General features: G+C 74.0%; 15 protein-coding genes. 11 read left to right on the top strand and 4 right to left on the bottom strand.

Going from position 1 to position 18,982, the window contains the following annotated elements:
- Positions 1–70: 70 nt before the first annotated feature.
- A complete protein-coding gene (locus tag UW392_RS03445) occupies positions 71–1,318 on the bottom strand; it encodes an amidohydrolase (protein WP_320773345.1) in 1,248 nt (415 codons plus the stop codon).
- Positions 1,319–1,437: 119 nt separating this feature from the next.
- Positions 1,438–2,199: a GntR family transcriptional regulator gene (locus UW392_RS03440; protein WP_320773344.1), complete on the bottom strand. Its 762-nt coding sequence runs from the start codon at positions 2,197–2,199 to the stop codon at positions 1,438–1,440.
- Between the two features lie 331 nt (positions 2,200–2,530).
- On the opposite strand from UW392_RS03440, the gene UW392_RS03435 reads away from it, so the two are divergent.
- From UW392_RS03435 to UW392_RS03395, 9 genes are read left to right on the top strand one after another with little or no spacing between them, the layout of a single operon-like run.
- Positions 2,531–4,459 (top strand): FAD/NAD(P)-binding protein, encoded by a 1,929-nt coding sequence (locus UW392_RS03435; protein WP_320773343.1) that lies wholly within the window; start codon positions 2,531–2,533, stop codon positions 4,457–4,459.
- A complete protein-coding gene (locus UW392_RS03430; RefSeq protein WP_320773342.1) occupies positions 4,456–5,643 on the top strand; it encodes a C45 family peptidase in 1,188 nt (395 codons plus the stop codon). The genes UW392_RS03435 and UW392_RS03430 overlap by 4 nt, the downstream gene beginning before the upstream one ends.
- Positions 5,640–7,184 (top strand): ABC transporter substrate-binding protein, encoded by a 1,545-nt coding sequence (locus UW392_RS03425; protein WP_320773341.1) that lies wholly within the window; start codon positions 5,640–5,642, stop codon positions 7,182–7,184. Before UW392_RS03430 ends, UW392_RS03425 begins: the two co-directional genes overlap by 4 nt.
- Positions 7,185–8,126 (top strand): ABC transporter permease, encoded by a 942-nt coding sequence (locus UW392_RS03420; RefSeq protein ID WP_320773340.1) that lies wholly within the window; start codon positions 7,185–7,187, stop codon positions 8,124–8,126. It begins immediately after the preceding gene.
- A gap of 3 nt (positions 8,127–8,129) precedes the next feature.
- Positions 8,130–9,017, top strand: a complete 888-nt coding sequence (locus UW392_RS03415; RefSeq protein ID WP_320773339.1) for an ABC transporter permease — start codon at positions 8,130–8,132, stop codon at positions 9,015–9,017.
- Positions 9,017–10,201 (top strand): Xaa-Pro peptidase family protein, encoded by a 1,185-nt coding sequence (locus tag UW392_RS03410; protein ID WP_320773338.1) that lies wholly within the window; start codon positions 9,017–9,019, stop codon positions 10,199–10,201. Before UW392_RS03415 ends, UW392_RS03410 begins: the two co-directional genes overlap by 1 nt.
- A 39-nt stretch (positions 10,202–10,240) precedes the next feature.
- Entirely contained in the window at positions 10,241–12,025 is a 1,785-nt protein-coding gene (locus UW392_RS03405; RefSeq protein ID WP_320773337.1) for an ABC transporter ATP-binding protein, read from the top strand.
- 49 nt (positions 12,026–12,074) lie between these two features.
- Positions 12,075–13,118, top strand: coding sequence for a peroxidase-related enzyme (locus tag UW392_RS03400; protein WP_320773336.1), 1,044 nt, complete (start codon positions 12,075–12,077; stop codon positions 13,116–13,118).
- The gene (locus UW392_RS03395) at positions 13,115–15,430 is read left to right on the top strand and encodes a molybdopterin-dependent oxidoreductase (protein ID WP_320773335.1); all 2,316 of its coding nucleotides are present in this window, start codon (positions 13,115–13,117) and stop codon (positions 15,428–15,430) included. Before UW392_RS03400 ends, UW392_RS03395 begins: the two co-directional genes overlap by 4 nt.
- Before the next feature lie 86 nt (positions 15,431–15,516).
- Here the strand turns inward: UW392_RS03395 and UW392_RS03390 are convergent, their stop codons facing one another.
- Positions 15,517–15,801, bottom strand: a complete 285-nt coding sequence (locus tag UW392_RS03390) for a hypothetical protein (protein ID WP_320773334.1) — start codon at positions 15,799–15,801, stop codon at positions 15,517–15,519.
- A 158-nt stretch (positions 15,802–15,959) separates the two neighbouring features.
- Positions 15,960–17,024, bottom strand: coding sequence for a lipoate--protein ligase family protein (locus UW392_RS03385; protein WP_320773333.1), 1,065 nt, complete (start codon positions 17,022–17,024; stop codon positions 15,960–15,962).
- Between the two features lie 247 nt (positions 17,025–17,271).
- Here UW392_RS03385 and UW392_RS03380 point away from each other — a divergent pair, with 247 nt between their 5' ends.
- Both UW392_RS03380 and UW392_RS03375 read left to right on the top strand, forming a co-directional pair.
- Complete coding sequence (locus UW392_RS03380; RefSeq protein ID WP_320773332.1) at positions 17,272–18,129, top strand: glycoside hydrolase family 16 protein; 858 nt, start codon at positions 17,272–17,274, stop codon at positions 18,127–18,129.
- A gap of 315 nt (positions 18,130–18,444) precedes the next feature.
- Entirely contained in the window at positions 18,445–18,963 is a 519-nt protein-coding gene (locus tag UW392_RS03375) for a lytic polysaccharide monooxygenase auxiliary activity family 9 protein (RefSeq protein ID WP_320773331.1), read from the top strand.
- Positions 18,964–18,982 lie beyond the last annotated feature (19 nt).

Below are 18,982 nucleotides of genomic sequence, written 5' to 3'. Positions count from 1 at the left end.
GCCGGGCCGCCGCGCCGGGCCGCCGCGCTGGGCCGCCGCGCCGCGCCCCCGCAGAGGGCGGCCGGGGCGGTCAGGACGGTACGGGCAGCCAGGCGCGGGCCGCGGTGACGAGGGCGCCGACGCCCGTCGTGAGGGTGGGCTCGATGACGGGCGCGTAGTGGGGGGAGTGGTTCGAGGGCAGTCCGCGGGTGATCTCCTTGAGCGTTTCGGGATCCCTGACGGAGGCGAAGGGGGCGGGGTCGGCGCCACCGAGCAGCCAGTAGACGCAGGGCGCGTCCGCGGCGGTGGCGAGGATGCCCACGTCCTCGCTGCCGGTGACGGGCCCGGGGTCGACGACCCGGCCGGGGCCGAGGCCGGCGGTGAAGGCGCGTTCGACGAGCGCGGCGGCCCGGGCGTCGTTCACCACGGCGGGGAAGGACTGCGTGAGGACGGTCTCGGGATCGCGCGGGGCCGCCGACGCGGCGGCCTCGGCCCGGACCACGCGCTCGACGGCGGCCAGGACGGTGTCCCGTACGGCCGTGTCGAAGGTGCGGATACTGAGCTGGAGTTCGGCCCGGTCGGCGATGATGTTCCCCCGGGTGCCGGCGTGCAGGGCGCCGACGGTCAGGACGGCCGTCGAGGAGCCCGCCACCTCCCGGGAGACGATGCCCTGGAGGCGCATCACGGTGGCCGCCGCCATGAGCACGGGATCGACGGCCGCCTCCGGCCGGGACCCGTGTCCGCCCCGTCCGTGCAGGACGACGGTCAGGGAGTCGGAGGCGGCGAAGGCCGGCCCCGGGTGCAGCCCGAGGAGTCCGGCCGGCAGCGGAGCGACGTGCTGGCCCAGGACGACGGCGGGCCGGCCGAAGCGTTCGTACAGACCGTCGTCGACCATGGCCCGGGCACCGTCGCCGGTCTCCTCGGCGGGCTGGAACACCAGCAGCGCGGTGCCCCGCCAGGTGGAGCGGCGCGCCGCCAGTTCGGCGGCCGCGCCCAGGAGACAGGTGACGTGCATGTCGTGGCCGCAGGCGTGCATGAGGGGGACCGCCTCGCCGGCGCCGTCGGTGCCGTGCGCGGTGCTGGCGTAGGGCAGGCCGGTCCGTTCCCCAACGGGGAGGGCGTCCATGTCGGCGCGGAGGAGGGCGGTGGGTCCGTCGCCGTTGCGCAGCACGCCGACGACCCCGGTCCGCCCGACGGCGGTGGTCGTGTCGTACCCCAGCGCGCGGAGCCGGCCGGCGACGATCGCGGCGGTACGGGTCTCCTGGAAGGCCAGTTCGGGGTGTGCGTGGAGGTCGCGGTAGACCGACGCCAGGTCCGTCGCCGTGCCGGATGCCGCCATCGTGTGTGCTCCGTCCTCGCGGTCGTGGCAGTGACCAGGGCACATACTCGTCCACATCGGGCTCCGTGCGGTGGTGGCTCGCTGGGCGGTGCCGCCGCCGGTGCCGCCGGTCCGGAGCGTCAGGTTCCGGAGCCCACCGGGAACTCGTACACCAGTTGGAAGCGGCCCGCCGGGAGCACCAGGTCCGCCGTCTCCACCGGCAGGTCCCCGGCGTAGTAGGTGCGCTGCAGCGCCTGCACCGGGCTGCCGGCCGGCACGCCCAGGGCCTTCGCCTCCTCCGGCGCCACCGCCCGGGCCGTGACCGCCTCCGTCGCGCGGTCCACCGTCACGCCGATGTGCGCCATCCGGGCCACCACGCCCATCCCCGCCATCGGGCCCGCCTCCGGCAGCACCACCGGGGTTCCCCCGGTCAGGGCCAGCGGCTCCCAGCTGGTGGAGACCGTACGACGCTCCGGACCGCTGTAGAAGACGTACTCGCTGCGCATCACCGGGTCGTCGGGGGCCACGCCGAGCCGCTCCGCGATCTCCTTGGGCGCGGGCACGGTGGCGGAGGAGCAGGTGCGGCGGGACCCCGCGCTCTCGCCGGACTCGTCCGGCACGTACAGGGTGCCGCCGAGCCGCCCGGTGTGCCAGGAACGGATCATCGGGCGCAGCTCGGCGGGCCGGCGGACGTAGACCCCGCTGCCCGCCCGGCCGTGCACCAGCCCCTCGGCCGTCAGCAGCCGCATCGCCGCGATCACCACGTTGGGCCCCACCGCGTACTCCCCGGCCAGCCGCGCCCGGGACGGCAGCCGGGAGCCGGGCGGCAGCTCCCCCTCGGTGATCCGTCGTCGCAGATCCTGCGTCACGCGCAGATAGGCGGGGGTGTCGGTGCCGGACATGGCGGGCGGTGCTCCTCGCTGGGCTGGGCCGGGCTGGGCGGTGGGGCCGTGGGGCGGGATGTGGCGAACGGCACACGTCTCACCTGCTGCAACAGACGCAACAGTGCCGCAACCACCCCAACTCCAGTGCGCCCACCTCTGTTCCCGTCGCCGCCACAGGCTGTTGCAACAGCTCGCGGTGGATACCGGCGGGTAGGGCCCCGTGAATGAAAGCCGGAATTTGAGATGGCCAAAGGAAGTGTTTGACAGAAGATCGCCGCAAGAGGCACTTTTGCTTTCCGCCCCCGGCCGACAAAGCCCGCAGATTGTGATGACCGTCATGCCGCATTCCATGCCCGACACCCCCGGCGATACCGGTCTGGTCATCGTCGGAGGCGGGCCCCGCGGCATATCCGTGCTCGATCGCGTGGTGACGCGCGCGCCTGCGGACGCGACGTCGTTCCCGGCGATCGTGCTGGTCGAGCCGGTGCCGGGCGGCGGCGGGAAGGTCTGGCGGCCGGATCAGCCCGCCGGGCTGCTGATGAACACGATGAACGCCGACAACACCGTCTTCCCCGACGGATCGGTGCGCCTCGATTCCCCGGTCGGCACCGGCCCCACCTTCCTGGAATGGCTGCGCCATATCGCGGCCGAAGGCCATCCCGACACCGCCGTACGGGACTTCGCGCGGAACTCCACCGAGCGCGATTACGCGCCGCGCCGCGTCTACGGCTTCTACCTCGCCGACGCCCTGGCGGCCGTCCACGCCGAGGCGGACCGCAAGGGGCTGCGCGTGCAGGTGCTGACGGACTCGGTGGAGCGCGTCGTCCCCGCCGGACCCGACGGCTACGGCGTCGCACTCGCCTCCGGACGCCGGCTCGCCGCCCGCGCCGTCGTCCTGGCCACCGGCCACCTGGACGCCCCCGGCCCCGGACCCCGCCCGGCGGCCGGCCCCCGCCGGCTGCCCGGCGGCCACCCCGGCGACTACCCGCTGGAGGAGATGGCCCCCGCCTCCGAGGTGCTGCTGCGCGGCGGCGGGCTCAACGCCTACGACGTCCTGGAACTGCTGACGGCCGGGCGTGGCGGCCGGTTCGGTGAGCGGGGGTACGAGCCGAGCGGCCGCGAGCCCCGCATCTGGATCACCACCCGTCGCGGCGTGCCCTACCGCGCCCGGGTCGACACCCTCGGCGTACGGGTCCCCGTGGCCCACCTGACGCCGGAGCGGGTCGCGGAGCTGGCGGCCCGGGAGCGGCTGGACTTCCGCCGCGACGTACTGCCGCTGTACCTGGCCGACCTGGAACTGGCCTGGTACGACCGGGTGCTCGCGCTGCACCGCGCGGAGCTCGGCCCGGACGCGGCGGACCTCCCCGGGCCGCTGACCGCCGACCGGGTGCCGCAGGTGCGCCGGGCCGCGCCCGAGCGATGGCGCTTCGACCCGGAGGCGTTCGCGTCCCCGTTGCGCGGCCGCCGGTTCGCGGACCCCGCCGCACTGCAGGAGTGGTTCGCCGCCCACCTCGACGCGGACCTGGCCGCCGCCACCGACCCGGCGCTGCCCCCGGCCGCCGCCCTCGCGGTCGCCGCCCGGCAGGCCCGCCCGGCCCTGATCCGGCTGGTCACGGCGGGCCGGCTGACCGGTGAGTCCTACCGGCGGGACGTCCTCGGCCACCTCAACGGCTTCGCGAACTTCCTCTCCGCCGGCCCGCCCGCCCGTCGCGTCCGCGAGCTGCGCGCCCTGGTGGCGGCGGGCGTGGTGCGGCTGCTCGGCCCGGCGACCCCGGACGGTCACGGCGGCTGGCGGGCCGACCTGGTCGACGGGAAGGACGAGGGCGACGGGCTCACCGTGCGCCCCGACACGGTGGTCGACGCGTGGATGCCACCGGTCGACGTGGCCGCACCCGGCGGCGGCCTGGTCCGCCGGATGGTCGCGGACGGCGTGGCCCGCCCGCACCGGCTGCCCTCCCAGGAGCCCGGCGGTGCCCCGCTGCCCACCGGCGCCCTGGACGTACGGACCCGCGACGGCCGGGTGTACGCGGGCCCGGCCACCGCCCAGGATCCCGTCCACCCCGCCCATCCCGTCCACCCCGCCCTCTTCGCCGTCGGCGTGCCCCTGGAAGGGGTGCGCTGGACCACCGCCATCGGAGCGCGTCCCGGAACCGACGCCGCCTTCTTCCACGAGACCGACCGGGTCGCCGCCGAAGCGCTCGCCCACCTGGCGACGCACCACCCCGCGGCACCGACCCGCGCGACACCCGCCCGCACACCCCAGGAGCCCACCCCGTGACCACGCTGGACGCCGTACCCGCCGCCCATCCCGGCCGCTGGCTGGAATGGGGCCTCGCGGCGGACTCGGCCACCGCGGCCGAGCACCCCGCCTTCCTGGACCTGTCCGGGACCGCTGCCGAACAGGGCCTGCGGCACGGACGGGCCGCCCGCGACCTGATCGCCGCCAACACCGCCGCCGTCCGCCGCGACGTCGCCGAACTGTGCACGGACACGGCCTCCCGCGAGCGCTACGACGCGTGCCTGGACGCCAACGCCGGCTTCGTCCGCGCCCACGACCCCGAGCAGTACGCGGAGCTGGAGGGCATCGCCGAGGGCGCCGGGCTCCCGCTGCGCGACGTGCTCGCCCTCAACCTGCCCGCCCACATGGTGCTGCGCTGGGTGGAGCAGGAGTGCAGCCAGCTGATCGTCGGCGGCGAACGGGCCGCCGGGGGCCGCACCCTGCTTGCCAAGACGCGTGACATGGCCGGCCACTTCGCCGAGCACGTCGTGCTGCGCCGCCAGTACCCCGACGGCCGCCGGCTGGTCGAGGTCACCGTCGCGGGCAGCGTGCTGTGGCCCGGCAGCGGCCTCAACGACGCCGGTCTCGCCATGTCCACCTCCGGCGTGTGGAGCGTGCGCACCGGCGTCGACTGGCGGGCCTCCGCCACCGGCTGGATCCTCATCAACTCCCACGACCTGCTGCGCCGCTCCGCCACCGCCGCCGACTTCGCCGCAGCCCTGCGCGACCAGCCCCGCCTCTCCGGCCTCAACATCGCCCTGGCCGACCGGGAGGGACGGCAGCTCGCCCTGGAGGCCACCGCCGGCGACGTCACCGTGCGCGACTCCGCCGACCACCACGTACTGACCAACCACTACGTCTGCCCGGCCACCGCGCCCCTCGCCCCGGCCGAGGAGGAGAACCCGTCCTCCTACCACCGCAGCACGGTCGCCGGACGCGCCCTGACCGCCGCCTCGGCCATGACACCGGGCGAGCTGGCCACGCTGCTCGCCGACCACGACGGCTACCCGCAGAACTCCCTCTGCCGCCACCAGGCCGACGGCGGCCAGGGCTCGGAGACCACCTACGCGTCGGTCGCCGTGCTCCCCGAGGGCGCCTTCTACGTCACCCTGGGCAACCCGTGCGCCTCCGACCGCTCGGTCTTCGCCACCGCCCCGGGCGCGGGTACGGGAGGCGCGCGGTGAGAGCACTGACCCGCAGGGGCTTCCTCGGCCTCGGCACGGGCCTCGCGCTGGCCGCCGCCCTCTCCGGCTGCGTCGGCACCGGCACCGCCGCCACCCGCTCCGCCGACTCCTCGGTGGTCATCGGGCTGTCCTCGGCCGTGACCACCCTCGACCCCATGAACACCACCTCGGTCGGCTCCGACCTGTCGGTGCTCTCTTCCGTCTACTCCTCGCTGGTCACCCGCAGGCCCGACCTGACCATCGGCCCGGACGCGGCGACCAGCTGGGAGCGGACGGCGTCCGACCGCTGGCGCTTCCACCTGGACGAGGGGGCCGCGTTCGCCGACGGCACCCCGCTCGACGCCGACGTCGTCGTCTGGAACATCGCGCGGCTCCTCGACGAGGACAACGGGCTGCGCATGACCTCCAACTTCGCCTCCCTGCTGCGGGCCGAGAAGGTCGACGACCGCACCGTGGACCTGGTCACCGACGGACCCGACGCCGACCTCCTCGGCGCCCTGTCCTTCCTCTACCTGCTCAGCCCCGACTGGGCCGAGGACCACGACCCGGCGACCGCCGCGATGGGTTCCGGACCGTACGAGCTCACCGGCTACGCCGCCGGCGGCAACGTCGAGCTGCGTGCCCGCGACGACTACTGGGGGACCGCCCCGGACATCGACCGCGTCACCTACCGGATCACCCCATCCGAGGCCGCCCGCGTCTCCGGGCTGCTCTCCGGCGAACTGGACGTGGTGGCCGGCCTCGACCCGCAGGACCTGGAGCGGCTGCGCACCGACCGGGCGCTGGACGTGCAGCAGAGCGACACCACGCGTATGGCCTTCATCAAGCTCAACACCCTGAAGGGCCCGATGAAGGACGTCCGGGTGCGGCAGGCCGTCAACTACGCCGTGGACAAGGAGTCCCTCACCGCGAGCCTCCTGGGGGGTACCGTCGAGCCGAGCCCCGGACAGCTCCTCACCTCCGACTACGCCGGATACGCGGACGGCCTCGACGCCTACCCGCACGACCCCGGGAAGGCGAGGGAACTGCTCGCCGAGGCGGGGTACGGCTCCGGGAACCCGCTGAGCGTCGAACTGACCGTACCCAGCGGCCAGTACGTCGCGGGCGACCTCATCGTCCAGGCCGTCGCCCAGCAGCTCAGCGAGGTGGGCGTACAGGCGCGGATCAACAGCATCCCCTTCACCGTCTACATGCAGAAGTACCTCGTCGACCAGGACATGTCGGACATGCAGTACATCACGCAGGCGTGGCCGACCCTGGCCGCCGGCGGGCTCTTCAACCTGTTCGTCTCGGACAGCCCGTACGCGTACTGGAAGGACGGCCAGTTCACCGACGCCGTCGACCGGGCCCGCACCGAGACCGACCAGGACGAGCGTGACCGGCTGTACGCCGCGGCCGCCGAGCGCGCCCGCGCACAGGCCCCGGTGCTCTTCCTCTTCCCGCAGCCCGGCATCACCGCCTCCTCCGACGGCCTCGACTGGCAGGCCCGCCCCGACGACTGGGTGCGCCCGGCCGAGATGTCCTGGAAGGGGGACGCGTAGATGCTCCGCTTCGTGATCCGGCGGCTGGGACTCACCCTGGTCGCCGTGTGGGGAGCGCTCAGCGCCGTCTTCCTGGTGCTGCACTCCTCCGGCAACCCCGCGGTGATGATGGCGCCGGTCGGCGCCTCGGAGGACCAGATCGCCGCGCTCAGCCGGGCGCTCGGCTACGACCGGCCGCTCGCCGAGCAGTACGTCACCTTCTTCGGCGACGCGCTGCGGGGACAGTTCCCCGACTCGCTCACCTTCCAGCAGCCCGCGCTGACCGTCGTCACCGACCGGCTGCCCGCCACCCTCACCCTCGCCGGCACGGCGCTGCTGCTGGCCTGCGCGGCCGCGGCCGCGGTCGGGCTCTGGTCCGGCGCGGGCGTCCTGCGCGGCCGCCGTCCCCGGGCCGGCCGGGAGTGGCCGATGGGACTGGTCTTCCTCGCCCAGTCCGTGCCCGGCTTCTTCATCGGCGTCCTGCTGGTGTGGGTCTTCGGCGTGCAGTTGCAGTGGCTGCCCACCTCCGGCGCGAGCGGCGCGGGCGCCCTCGTCCTGCCCGCGATCACCCTCGCCTGCGGCGTCGTACCGCCCCTCGCCCGGGTCTTCCGCAACAGCCTCACCGGTGAGCTGGCCCGCCCGTACACCCGTACCGGGCTGGCGCTCGGCATGAAGAGGGGACGGGTGCTGCGGCACGCCGCGTACGGCTCGATGCTGCCCACCGTCACGGTCCTCGGCCTGGAGGCCGGGGCCCTGCTCGGCGGCACCGTCATCGTGGAGAACGTCTTCTCCTGGCCGGGCGTCGGCCAGCTGGTCATCACCGCCCTGCAGAACGAGGACTACCCGCTGGTGCTGGCCGACCTCACCTTCCTGATCACCGCCTTCGTCGTGGTCAACCTCGTCGTCGACCTGCTGTACGGGGTCCTCGACCCCCGGGTCCGCCACTCGAACGGAGGGCACTGACCGGTGAAGACCAGCCGTTCCACGCCTGGGCGCCGCTTCAACGCCGGGACCGCCGGCGCCGTCGTCCTCGGCATCGTCGTCCTGCTGACGCTGCTCGCCCCCGTACTGGCCCCGCACGACCCCCTCGCCCAGGACCTGGCGCACACCAACGCCGCGCCCGGCGAGCACGGTTACCTCCTGGGCACCGACCAGCTCGGCCGCGACCTGCTCAGCCGGCTGCTGTACGGGGCGCGGACCCCGCTGCTCGTCGGCGTGCTCGCCGTCCTGTGCGGCGGTGTCTTCGGCACCGCGCTCGGACTGCTCTCCGGGTACGCCCGCGGCTGGGCCGACCAGCTCCTGTCCCGGCTCGCCGACATCCAGCTCGCGCTGCCCTCCATCCTGCTGGCCCTGCTGATCCTCACCTTCGGCGGGCAGTCCACGGCCGTCCTGGTGCTGGTCATCGCCCTCACCGGCTGGCCCGCCTACTTCCGGCTCGTCCGCTCCCGGGTCCTCGCCCTGCGCACCAACGCCTACGTCGAGGCCTCCCGGCTCCAGGGCGCGCCCGGCCACTGGATCATCCTGCGCGACCTCCTCCCGGGCGTCCGTGGCCTGATAGCCGTCACCGCCACCCTCGACCTCTCCCGGGCCGTGCTGATGGAGGCCGGGCTCAGCTACCTCGGCCTCGGCGCCCAGGCGCCCGCCGCCGACTGGGGCCTGATGGTCGCCGAGGGCCAGGGCCGGCTGCTCAGCTCCTGGTGGATCGCCGTCCTGCCGGGCCTGTGCCTGGTCGCCCTGGTCATCTCGGCCAACCTGCTGGGCGAGCACCTCTCCCGGCGCAGGGACACGGGCCGCGAGCCCCGCCGCGCCTTCTTCCGTACCCCCCGCAACAGCACCCCAAGGAGCGCCGCCTGATGCTTCCCGACTCCGCCGCCGTCCGCGCCCGCTGGGCCCGCGTCCAGGAGAACCTGCGCGCCGAGGGCGCCGACGCGATGATCGTCGTCAAGCCGCAGAACACCTTCTACCTCTCCGGCTACACCCCGATGATCTACAGCCACCCGATCCTGGTGGTGCTTCCCGCCGAGGGCGACCCGGTCTTCGTGCTGCACGCCCTGCGCGCCCACTCCTCCCGGCAGACCTCCCTCATCACCGACATCCGCCCCTACGGCCGCTGGGCCAAGGAGATCGGCCCCGACCACTGGTGGGAGGTGCTGGTCGGCGTACTGCGCGAGCGCGGTCTGGCCGCCGGGCGCATCGGCATCGAGGGCGAGTTCCTGCCGTACGCCTACCATCAGCGGTTCACCGAGGTGCTGCCGGAGGCGTCCTTCACCGACACCGGTGCCGCGCTGATGCGCGCCCGCTACGTCAAGGACGCCGCCGAACTGGAGTCGCTGCGCGTCGCCTCCGCGATCGCCGACGCCGGCATGGACGCCGCCCTTGAGGCCATGGCCGGGCGGCGCAGCGAGGTCGAGGTGTCCGCCGCCGCCATGCGGGCCATGCAGCACAAGTGGTCCACCGACCATCCCGACCGGCTCACCATGGACTTCGGCAACCTGGAGGGCGGCGTCTTCAACGCCCTGTGGGCCTACTCCCTGGTCGGCGACCGGGTGCCGATGAACTCCGCGCCGCCCACCACCCGCCGCCCCGTCGACGGCGAGATCCAGTGGACGGTCATCTGGACCGCCGTGGACGGCATGCACTCCGAGAACGAGCGCTCCGTCGCCTTCGGCAAGCTGAACGCGGAACGGCAGGCCGCGTTCGAGGCGCTGCTCGCCATCCGCGAGGAGACCGCCCCGTACCTCCGTCCCGGCCTGACCTGCGCCGAGGTGTACGAGGCGGCCCGCGAGGCGTACCACCGGCACGGCTACGGCGACTACCTGCCCGGCCGCATCGGCCACGGTCTCGGCCTCGGCCCGCACGAGCAGCCGAGCCTCGGACCCAACGACGACCTGGTGCTGGCCCCCGGCATGACGCTCACCTTCGAGCCCAACCTGCGCATCCCGAGCTTCGGCGGTCTCCAGCACTCGGACAGCCTCGTGATCACCGAGGACGGCTACGAGTTCCTGACCCACACGCGCCGCGACCTCATCCAGGTCTGACGCCCGCCCCACCCCGTCCCCGTCCCCAGGAGAGCTGCCATGGCATCCGCCACCCCCACCGCGCCGGACCCCGGCGGCCCGCCGCTGCTGGAGGTGGCCGGGCTGGGCGTCGCCTTCGGCGGTGTGCCCGCCGTCCGCGACGCGACCTGGTCGGTACGGGCCGGGGAGATCGTCGGCCTGGTCGGCGAGTCCGGCTCCGGCAAGAGCGCCACCGGCCTCGCCGTCCTCGGCCTGCACGGCCCCGCCGCCGAGGTGACCGGTTCCGTACGGCTGGCCGGGCTGGAGCTGGCCGGCGCGGACGAGGAGACCCTGCGCGCGGTGCGCGGCCGGCGCGTCTCGATGGTCTTCCAGGACGCCCTGGACGCGCTCAACCCCTACCGCCGGGTCGGCGACCAGATCGCCGAGGCCTACCGGCTGCACCACCCGGACGCCTCGCGCGGCGAGGCCCGCGGGCGCGCCGTGGAGATGCTGGCCCGCACCGGCATCGACCGGCCCGAGGAGCGCGCCCGGGAGTACCCGCACCAGTTCTCCGGCGGTATGCGCCAGCGCGTGATGATCGCCCTCGCCCTGGTCAACGAGCCCGAGCTGATCATCGCGGACGAGCCGACCACCGCCCTGGACGCCACCGTGCAGGCCCAGGTCCTGCAGCGGCTGGTGGAGCTGCAGCAAGAGATGGGCCTGGCGGTGGTGCTGATCACCCATGACTTCGGGGTGGTCGAGCGGGTCTGCCACCGGGTGGTGGTGATGTACCGGGGCCGCGTCGTCGAGCAGGGTACGGCAGCGTCGGTGCTCTCCGGCGGCTCGCACCCCTACACCCGGGCGCTGGTGGCGTCCGTGCCGAGCACCGACGACGAGCCGGGCAGCCGGCTCCCCACGGTGCCCGAGGTGGTGCGGGACCTGCTGGGCGAGGTCGACGAGGAGACACTGGCCGACCCGTCCCTCACGGTCCCGGACGGCGCCGTCACCGGTGCGCGCCACACCCCCTCGGCGGCCCGGGACGCGTCGGCGGAGCGGACCACCGAGGACGCCACCACGCCCCTCCTCAGCGTCAGTGACCTGCACGTCAGCTACCCCGGACGGTTCGGGCGGCGGAACGCGGCCGTGCGCGGGGTGTCCTTCGACATCGCGCCCGGGGAGACCTTCGGCCTGGTCGGCGAGTCCGGCTCCGGCAAGAGCACCGTCTCCCGGGTGGTGGCCGGGCTGTACGCCCCCGACAGCGGGCGCGTGCTCTTCCGCGGCGAGGACCTCACCGGTACCGGAGGACGGCGCGGCCGCCGGAAACCGGCCACCGGTATCCAGATGGTCTTCCAGGACCCGTACGCCTCCCTCAACCCGGACCGCACCATCGGCGACACGATCGGCGCCGGGCTGCGCTTCCACCCCGCGTTCTCCTCGCTCTCCCGGGAGGAACGCCGCGACCGCACCGCCGCGCTGCTCACCGAGGTCGGCCTCGACCCCGGGCTCGCCACCGCCTACCCGGGCAGGCTCTCCGGCGGCATGCGCCAGCGCGTCGGCATCGCCCGCGCCCTCGCCACGGAACCCGAACTGCTCATCGCCGACGAGCCCGTCTCCGCCCTGGACGTGTCCGTGCAGGCGCAGGTCCTCAACCTCCTCGCCGACCTCCAGCGCGACCGCGGCCTCGCCCTGCTCTTCATCTCCCACGACCTCACCGTCGTACGGCACATGGCGACCCGTGTCGCCGTGATGCGCGCCGGGGAGATCGTCGAGACCGGCGACCGCGACCAGATCATGGAGCGCCCCGCGGACGACTACACCCGCGCCCTGCTGGAGGCGTCCCACTCCGTACGCCGCACCGCCGCCTGAGAAGCCGACAGGAACCTGTCCGCAAGAGACCACCGAGGAGCACCACCCCGTGTACGACGTGATCGACCGCCTCGCCGGAGACCTGCCCCGGGTGACCGAGCTGCGCGCCCTGCGGCCCCGCCTGGCCGAACTCCAGCAGCGCGCGCACGGGGTGCTGTTCGACGACCCGCACCCCGACGTGGCCGCGGGGGCGCTCGCGGTGGCCGCCGAGCACGGTTCCCCGGCCGCCGTGGCCCACTACGGCGCGCTGCTCGGCGACGACGCGCTGGCCCGTGCCGTCACCGGGGGAGTGGAGACGATCGGGGGACGGACGGGCGCCGCCGTCGCCCACGCCCGGCTGCTCACCCGTACGCCCGCCGCCGCCACGCGCCAGGACATCGAGACGCTGTACGGGGCCGGGTTCACCGACGCCGGGATCGTGACGTTCTCCCAGGCGGTGGCCTTCGTCAACCAGCAGCTCCAGCTCGCCGCCGGGCTGCGGCTGCTGGCCGGCGGGGCGCCCGCCACCGGACTGATCCCGACGGTCGAGGGCCGGACGGAGTTCACCCTCGACGTACTGACCTGGCACCCGTTCGTCCGGCCGATCCCCAAGGACGAGCTGGGCGAGGAACACCGGCGGGCGCTGCGCGGCAAGAAGGCCGACAGCCCGTACTTCCGCACCCTCGGCCACGACCTCGCCATCCTCGCCGAGCGCACCGCGATCGACCTGGCCGCGTTCACCTCCGAGGGCGGACTGCCGCGCGCCGAGCGGGAGCTGGCCGCCACCGCCGTCTCGATGCACAACGGCTGCGTGTACTGCGCGTCCGTGCACGCCCGGCTCGCCGCCCGCACCGGACTGGGCGAGGAGCTGGTGCGCCGGCTGTTCGCCCACGGCTCCCGGGCCGTGATCGGGCGCCGCGCCAACCTGGTCACCCGCCTCGCCGCGGGCCTCGCACCGGTCCCGGCCACGGCCACCGGCGCCGACGTCGCCGAGCTGCGCGCGGCCGGCCTCACGGACCTGGAACTGGTCGACCTGGTGCACTGTGCCGCGTTCTTCGCCTGGGCCAACCGGCTGATGCTGAGCCTGGGCAGCCACCGGGAGCCGGCCGCATGACCCGGCCAGGCCCCGCGCACGGCCCGCACAGCTCCCACCGCCCGCACAGCTCCCACTGGGGCGCCTTCCACGCCGCCTACGACCCCACCGGCAGTCCCCGCCTGGAGGTGGTGCCCGATCCCGCCGACCCGGAGCCCTCGCAGCTGCTGGGCAACCTCCCCGGCTTCGACCGGGCGCGCGTGGACCGCCCCCACGTACGGCGCGGCTGGCTGGAGAACGGGCCCGGACCGGACGCGGCCCGGGGCGCGGACGAGTTCGTCCCCGTCACCTGGGAGGAGGTCGTGCCGCTGCTCGCCCGGGAGCTGGACCGGGTCCGCACCGAGCACGGCAACAGCGCCATCTTCGGCGGCTCGTACGGCTGGGGGAGCGCCGGCCGCTTCCACCACGCCCAGAGCCAGATCCACCGCTTCCTCAACGCCATGGGCGGCTACACCCGCAGCGTCAACACCTACAGCCTCGGCGCCTCCCGCAACCTGCTGCGCCACGTCCTGGGCGACGAAGCCGTCCTCACCGAGCCCACCACCCTCCCCGTACTCGCCGAGCACACCGGCCTGTTCGTCTGCTTCGGCGGGATGCCCGCCAAGAACATGCAGGTCAACGCGGGTGGCATGAGCCGTCACGACAGCGCGGCACAGCTGCGCGCCGCCCGCGCCCGAGGGGCCCGCTTCGTCCTCGTCTCCCCCCTGCGGGACGACCTCGCCGAGGAGCTGGACGCTCAGTGGCTGGCACCCGTGCCCGGCACCGACACCGCGCTGATGCTGGCCCTCGCCCACGTCCTGCTCACGGAGGGCCTGTGCGACGAGGACTTCCTCGCCCGCTGCGTCACCGGTCACGAGGTCTTCCGGGACTACGTCCTGGGGCGGGAGGACGGGGTGGCCAAGACCCCGGAGTGGGCGGCCGCGATCTGCGGCCTCCCCGCCGCACGGATCGCCTCCCTCGCCCGCGAGATGGCCGCCCACCGCACCATGGTCTCCGTCGCCTGGTCCCTGCAACGGGCCCGGCGCGGCGAGCAGCCCCTGTGGGCCGGCATCGCCCTGGCCGCGCTGCTGGGCCAGATCGGGCTGCCCGGCGGCGGCTTCGGCCACGGTTACGGTGCCACCGGGGGCACCGGCGCCGGACTGCTGCCGTACCGGCTGCCGACCCTGCCGCAGGGCACCGATCCGGTGGCGGACTTCATCCCCGTCGCCCGGATCGCCGAACTGCTGCTCCACCCCGGCCAGGAGTACGAGTACGACGGGCAGCGGCTCACCCACCCCGACATCCGGCTGGTGTACTGGGCGGGCGGCAACCCCTTCCACCACCACCAGGACCTGGACCGGCTGCGCCGCGCCTTCACCCGCCCCGACACCGTCGTGGTGCACGAGCCGTACTGGACGGCGACCGCCCGCCACGCCGACATCGTGCTGCCCGTCACCACCACCCTGGAGCGCGAGGACATCGGGGCCGCCCGCCAGGACCCCACGCTGATCGCCATGCACCGGATCGCGGAGCCGGTGGGCCAGGCCCGCGACGACTACGACGTCTTCACCGCGCTCGCCGCCGAACTGGGCGTCGAGCACGCCTTCACCGAGGGCCGCACGGCCCGCCAGTGGCTGGAGCACCTGTACACCGGGTGGCGGGCGGGGCTGCCGGCGGAGCACCGCCCCGAGCAGGACTTCGACGCCTTCTGGACGGCGGGCCGCATCCCGCTGCGCGGTCTGCGCACCCACCACACCCTCTACGCCGACTTCCGCGCCGACCCCGTGGCCCACCCGCTGCCCACCCCCAGCGGCCGCGTCGAACTGTTCTCGGCCGTCGTCGACGGCTACGGCTACGACGACTGCCCCGGCCACCCGGCCTGGCTGCCGCCACAGGACGACGAGGAGGCGGTCGGGCACCCCCTCCACCTGATCGCCAACAACCCGGCCACCCGGCTGCACAGCCAACTCGACCAGGGGCCGGTCAGCGCCGCGTCCAAGCAGGCCGGACGGGAACCGGTGCGGGTGCACCCCGAGGACGCGGCGGCCGCGGGGGTCGGTGCGGGCGACGTGGTACGGCTGCGCAGCGCCACCGGCTCCTGCCTGGCGTCGGTCGTCCTCAGCGACGCCCTGCGCCCCGGTGTGGTGCAGCTGTCCACCGGGGCCTGGTTCGACCCGTCGGCCCCGGAGACCGCCACCTGTGTGCACGGCAACCCCAACGCCCTCACCCGCGACACCGGCACCTCCCGGCTGTCACACGGCTGCACGGGCCAGCTCACCCGGGTCGCGCTGGAGCCGTACACCGGGCCGCTGCCTCCGGTACGGGCGTACGAGCCCCCGACGGGCGCCCGCTGAACGGATGGCGGACGCCCCGGTGCACCCGCGGTCGTCGGGACGCGCGGGCGGTGCCGTACGCGCCGGGTGCCGGGTGCCGGGAGGGCCTAGAGGATGCCGAGCAGGCCGAGGCCGAGCAGACCGCCGCGGCCCCCGTTCCCGTTGCCGGTGTGGAAGCCGGAGCCGTTGCCATGGCCTGTGGCAGCGCCGTTGCCGTGCCCGTTGCCGTGGCCCTGGCCGTGCCCGTCGCCGTCGCGGTACGTGTAGCCGAAGCTGTCGACATGGTGGCTGACGGAGGGCCGGTCGCCGGGGCCGGGGTCCGCGGTGGCCGGGCCGGCGGTGGACAGGAGCACGCCTGCGGCCAGGGCGGTCGCACTCAGAAGGACACGCATGTGCATCGGGAACTCCCTTTGCAGTGGGGGTGGAGCGGCCCGGGGTCCGGGCCCTGCCCATGCCAGTAACCGGACGAGTGCAGGCGCACGCGGAAAGTCCCCCGTGCGGACGGGAACGTCACCCGACCGGCGGCGTGGGCGCGGCCGCGACGCCGTCGCTACGGCACCCGGGCGGTCCACGCCTTTGTGGCGAACTTCGTCCGGATCAGCTCCTGCGCGCGGGCCCCCTCCTCGTCCGTGACCCCGCCCGGGGTGAGCCCGTAGCGGTCGCGGAAGGAAGCGATCATGTTGTCGATCACCGCCTCGCGCGCCAGGCCGGTCTGCCGGCGCAGCGGGTCGACGCGCTTCCCGGCGCTCCGGGTGCCCTTGTCGGACAGCTTCTCCTTGCCGATGCGCAGCACGTCCAGCATCTTGTCGGCGTCGATGTCGTAGGACATCGTCACGTGGTGCAGCACCGCGCCCGGGCCGCCGCCGGGTCCGACGACACGCTTCTGGGCCGCGCCCGCGATCTTGCCGGCCTCGGTGGCGATGTCGTTCAGCGGCTGGTACCAGGCCTTGATCCCCATGTCGCCCAGCGCACCGAGCACCCAGTCGTCCAGATAGGCGTAGCTGTCCTGGAACGACAGCCCCTGCACCAGCGACTCCGGCACCGACAGCGAGTAGGTGATGGTGTTGCCCGGTTCCACGAACATCGCGCCGCCGCCGGAGATCCGCCGCACCACCTCGATGCCGTGCCGGGCGGCGCCCTCGGCGTCGACCTCGTTGCGCAGTGACTGGAAACTGCCGATGATCACCGCCGGGGCGCCCCACTCCCACACCCGCAGCGTCGGCGGCCGCCGTCCCGCGGCGACCTCGGCCGTGAGCACCTCGTCCAGCGCCATGTGCAGGACGGGGGGCTGGGGACCGTCGTGCACGAGCTGCCACTCGTAGTCGGTCCAGTCGGTGGCCTGCGCCAGCGCCCGGCGTACGGCGATGCCGATGCCCTCGGAGGTCAGGCCGTACATGACGGTCCCCGTGGGCAGTGCCGCGTCGATCCGGGCGGCCAGTCCGGCCGCGTCGGTGTCCGCCGGGGCGCCCTCCAGGGCGTGGTTCACGGCGTCCAGCGCCTCGTCCGGTTCGAGGAAGAAGTCCCCCGCCACGCGCGCGTGGCGCAGCACCCCGTCCTCGGTCTCCACGTCGACGACGACGAGCTTGCCGCCGGGCACCTTGTACTCACCGTGCACTGTCTGGCCTCCTTCTCTGCCGCAAAGACCAACATCCACGATCGTCGCGGTGTTCCCGGCGCCGAGCGGCATGTGTGAGCCGTATGCGCGAACGGTGCGTGCGCGTGGCGGAGCTGCAAGGGCGGAGCGAAAGGTCCAGACCTATGCCTTGACAGTCGCCGGCGCCGGATTTTGTATCCAGGGGCGAACATCCCCCCACCTCGATGGGCCCGCTCCCGCACGGGGGCGGCCCACGGAAGGGAGAGCCATGCGCTCCCCGCGCCTGCTCCGCAGCTGCCTCCTCACCGCCCTGTCCGCCACCCTCGTCGCGGGTGCCGCCGTGGTGCCCGCCCATGCGGCCCCAGGGTCGGTGGCAGCGGCGGCGGTGACCTTCTCCGACACCTTCGACGGGCCCGCCGGCTCCGGTGTCGACCCGGGCAAGTGGCAGCTCGAGACCGGTGACAACGTCAACAACCACGAACGGCAGTACTACACGTCCGGCACCGACAACGCGAAGCTCGACGGGCAGGGCAACCTGGTGATCGAGGCCCGGCGCGAGAACCCGGGCAACCACCAGTGCTGGTACGGGTCGTGCGAGTACACCTCGGCCCGGCTCAACACCTCCGGCAGGTTCGCCGCCACGTACGGGCACGTCGAGGCCCGGATGAAGCTCCCACGCGGGCAGGGCGTCTGGCCCGCCTTCTGGATGCTCGGCCAGGACTTCGGCGAGGTCGGCTGGCCGGACTCCGGTGAGATCGACATCATGGAGAACGTCGGCTCCGAACCCTCGACGGTCCACGGCACCCTGCACGGCCCCGGGTACTCCGGCGAGGGCGGCATCGGCGCCGGCTACACGCTGCCGGACGGCCGGGCGTTCGCCGACGACTTCCACACCTTCGCGGTGGACTGGGCGCCGGACAGGATCAGCTGGTCCGTGGACGGCACCGTCTACCAGACGCGCACCCCGGCCGATCTGAACGGCAACCCCTGGGTCTTCGACAAGCCGTTCTTCCTCATCCTCAACCTCGCCGTCGGCGGCTACTGGCCCGGCGACCCCGACGGCTCGACGATCTTCCCGCAGCAGCTCGTGATCGACGAGGTGAAGGTGACGACCAGCGACGGCTGAGGGCGGGTGCGGCGGGCGGTCCTACGGATTCCGCGGCCCCACGGAAGTCACCGCCCCATGGATGCCGCCGCGTCACACCCTTGACACGTTCACGACCGGCGCTTGTATGGTCTAGTCCACCAGAACTCGCCGTTCCGCTTGGTGGGTTGGCCCGATGGCCGGCCCTTGCGGGGGAGCGGACCTCCCCAGCGCGCGGACGGCGGAAGCGCGTCACCTTCGCGCCTCTTGGCCCCACCCGAGAGGTCGGCCCCGTCACGTGCGGTCCCCCCACACGGCCGTACGTGCCCGGGAAGACCTGATGTGAAGGAGTTCCGCATGCACGCCAGGAAGAAGACGGCCGCCCTCGTCGGCGCCGCTCTCGCACCCGTCATCGCCGTGAGCCTCCCCGCCGGTTCGGCGAGCGCGCACGGGTACATCTCCGATCCGCCCAGCCGCCAGGCGCAGTGTGCCGCGTCCACGGTGTCCTGCGGGGACATCACCTACGAGCCGCAGAGCGTCGAGGGCCCCAAGGGTCTGACCAGCTGCAGCGGCGGCAACAGTCGCTTCTCCGAGCTGGACGACGACGGCAGGGGCTGGACGGTCACCCCGGTGGCGTCGAACACGACGTTCTCGTGGCAGCTCACCGCGCGCCATTCCACCACCACCTGGGGGTACTACGCCGGTGGCCGGCGGATCGCCCTCTTCGACGACGGCGGCGCCCAGCCGGGCGCCGTGGTGAACCACCGGGTCGACTTCGGCGGCCTCACCGGTCCGCAGAAGGTCCTGGCCGTCTGGAACGTGGCCGACACCGGCAACGCCTTCTACGCCTGCATCGACGTCAACGTCAGCGGCTGACGGACCGTCCGGGGCGCGC

The organism is Streptomyces sp. CRN 30 (assembly GCF_034105845.1).
Note: the sequence above shows the minus strand (reverse complement) of the source record. Positions and strands in the feature narration are given on the sequence as shown.

What these genes read in the sequence shown, in the direction of transcription:
- UW392_RS03445 (WP_320773345.1), bottom strand. Translation starts at nt 1,318, where the DNA reads ATGGCGGCATCCGGCACGGCGACGGACCTGGCGTCGGTCTACCGCGAC.
- UW392_RS03390 (WP_320773334.1), bottom strand. Translation starts at nt 15,801, where the DNA reads ATGCGTGTCCTTCTGAGTGCGACCGCCCTGGCCGCAGGCGTGCTCCTG.
- UW392_RS03395 (WP_320773335.1), top strand. Translation starts at nt 13,115, where the DNA reads ATGACCCGGCCAGGCCCCGCGCACGGCCCGCACAGCTCCCACCGCCCG.
- UW392_RS03420 (WP_320773340.1), top strand. Translation starts at nt 7,185, where the DNA reads ATGCTCCGCTTCGTGATCCGGCGGCTGGGACTCACCCTGGTCGCCGTG.
- UW392_RS03375 (WP_320773331.1), top strand. Translation starts at nt 18,445, where the DNA reads ATGCACGCCAGGAAGAAGACGGCCGCCCTCGTCGGCGCCGCTCTCGCA.
- UW392_RS03380 (WP_320773332.1), top strand. Translation starts at nt 17,272, where the DNA reads ATGCGCTCCCCGCGCCTGCTCCGCAGCTGCCTCCTCACCGCCCTGTCC.
- UW392_RS03410 (WP_320773338.1), top strand. Translation starts at nt 9,017, where the DNA reads ATGCTTCCCGACTCCGCCGCCGTCCGCGCCCGCTGGGCCCGCGTCCAG.
- UW392_RS03440 (WP_320773344.1), bottom strand. Translation starts at nt 2,199, where the DNA reads ATGTCCGGCACCGACACCCCCGCCTATCTGCGCGTGACGCAGGATCTG.
- UW392_RS03435 (WP_320773343.1), top strand. Translation starts at nt 2,531, where the DNA reads ATGCCCGACACCCCCGGCGATACCGGTCTGGTCATCGTCGGAGGCGGG.
- UW392_RS03405 (WP_320773337.1), top strand. Translation starts at nt 10,241, where the DNA reads ATGGCATCCGCCACCCCCACCGCGCCGGACCCCGGCGGCCCGCCGCTG.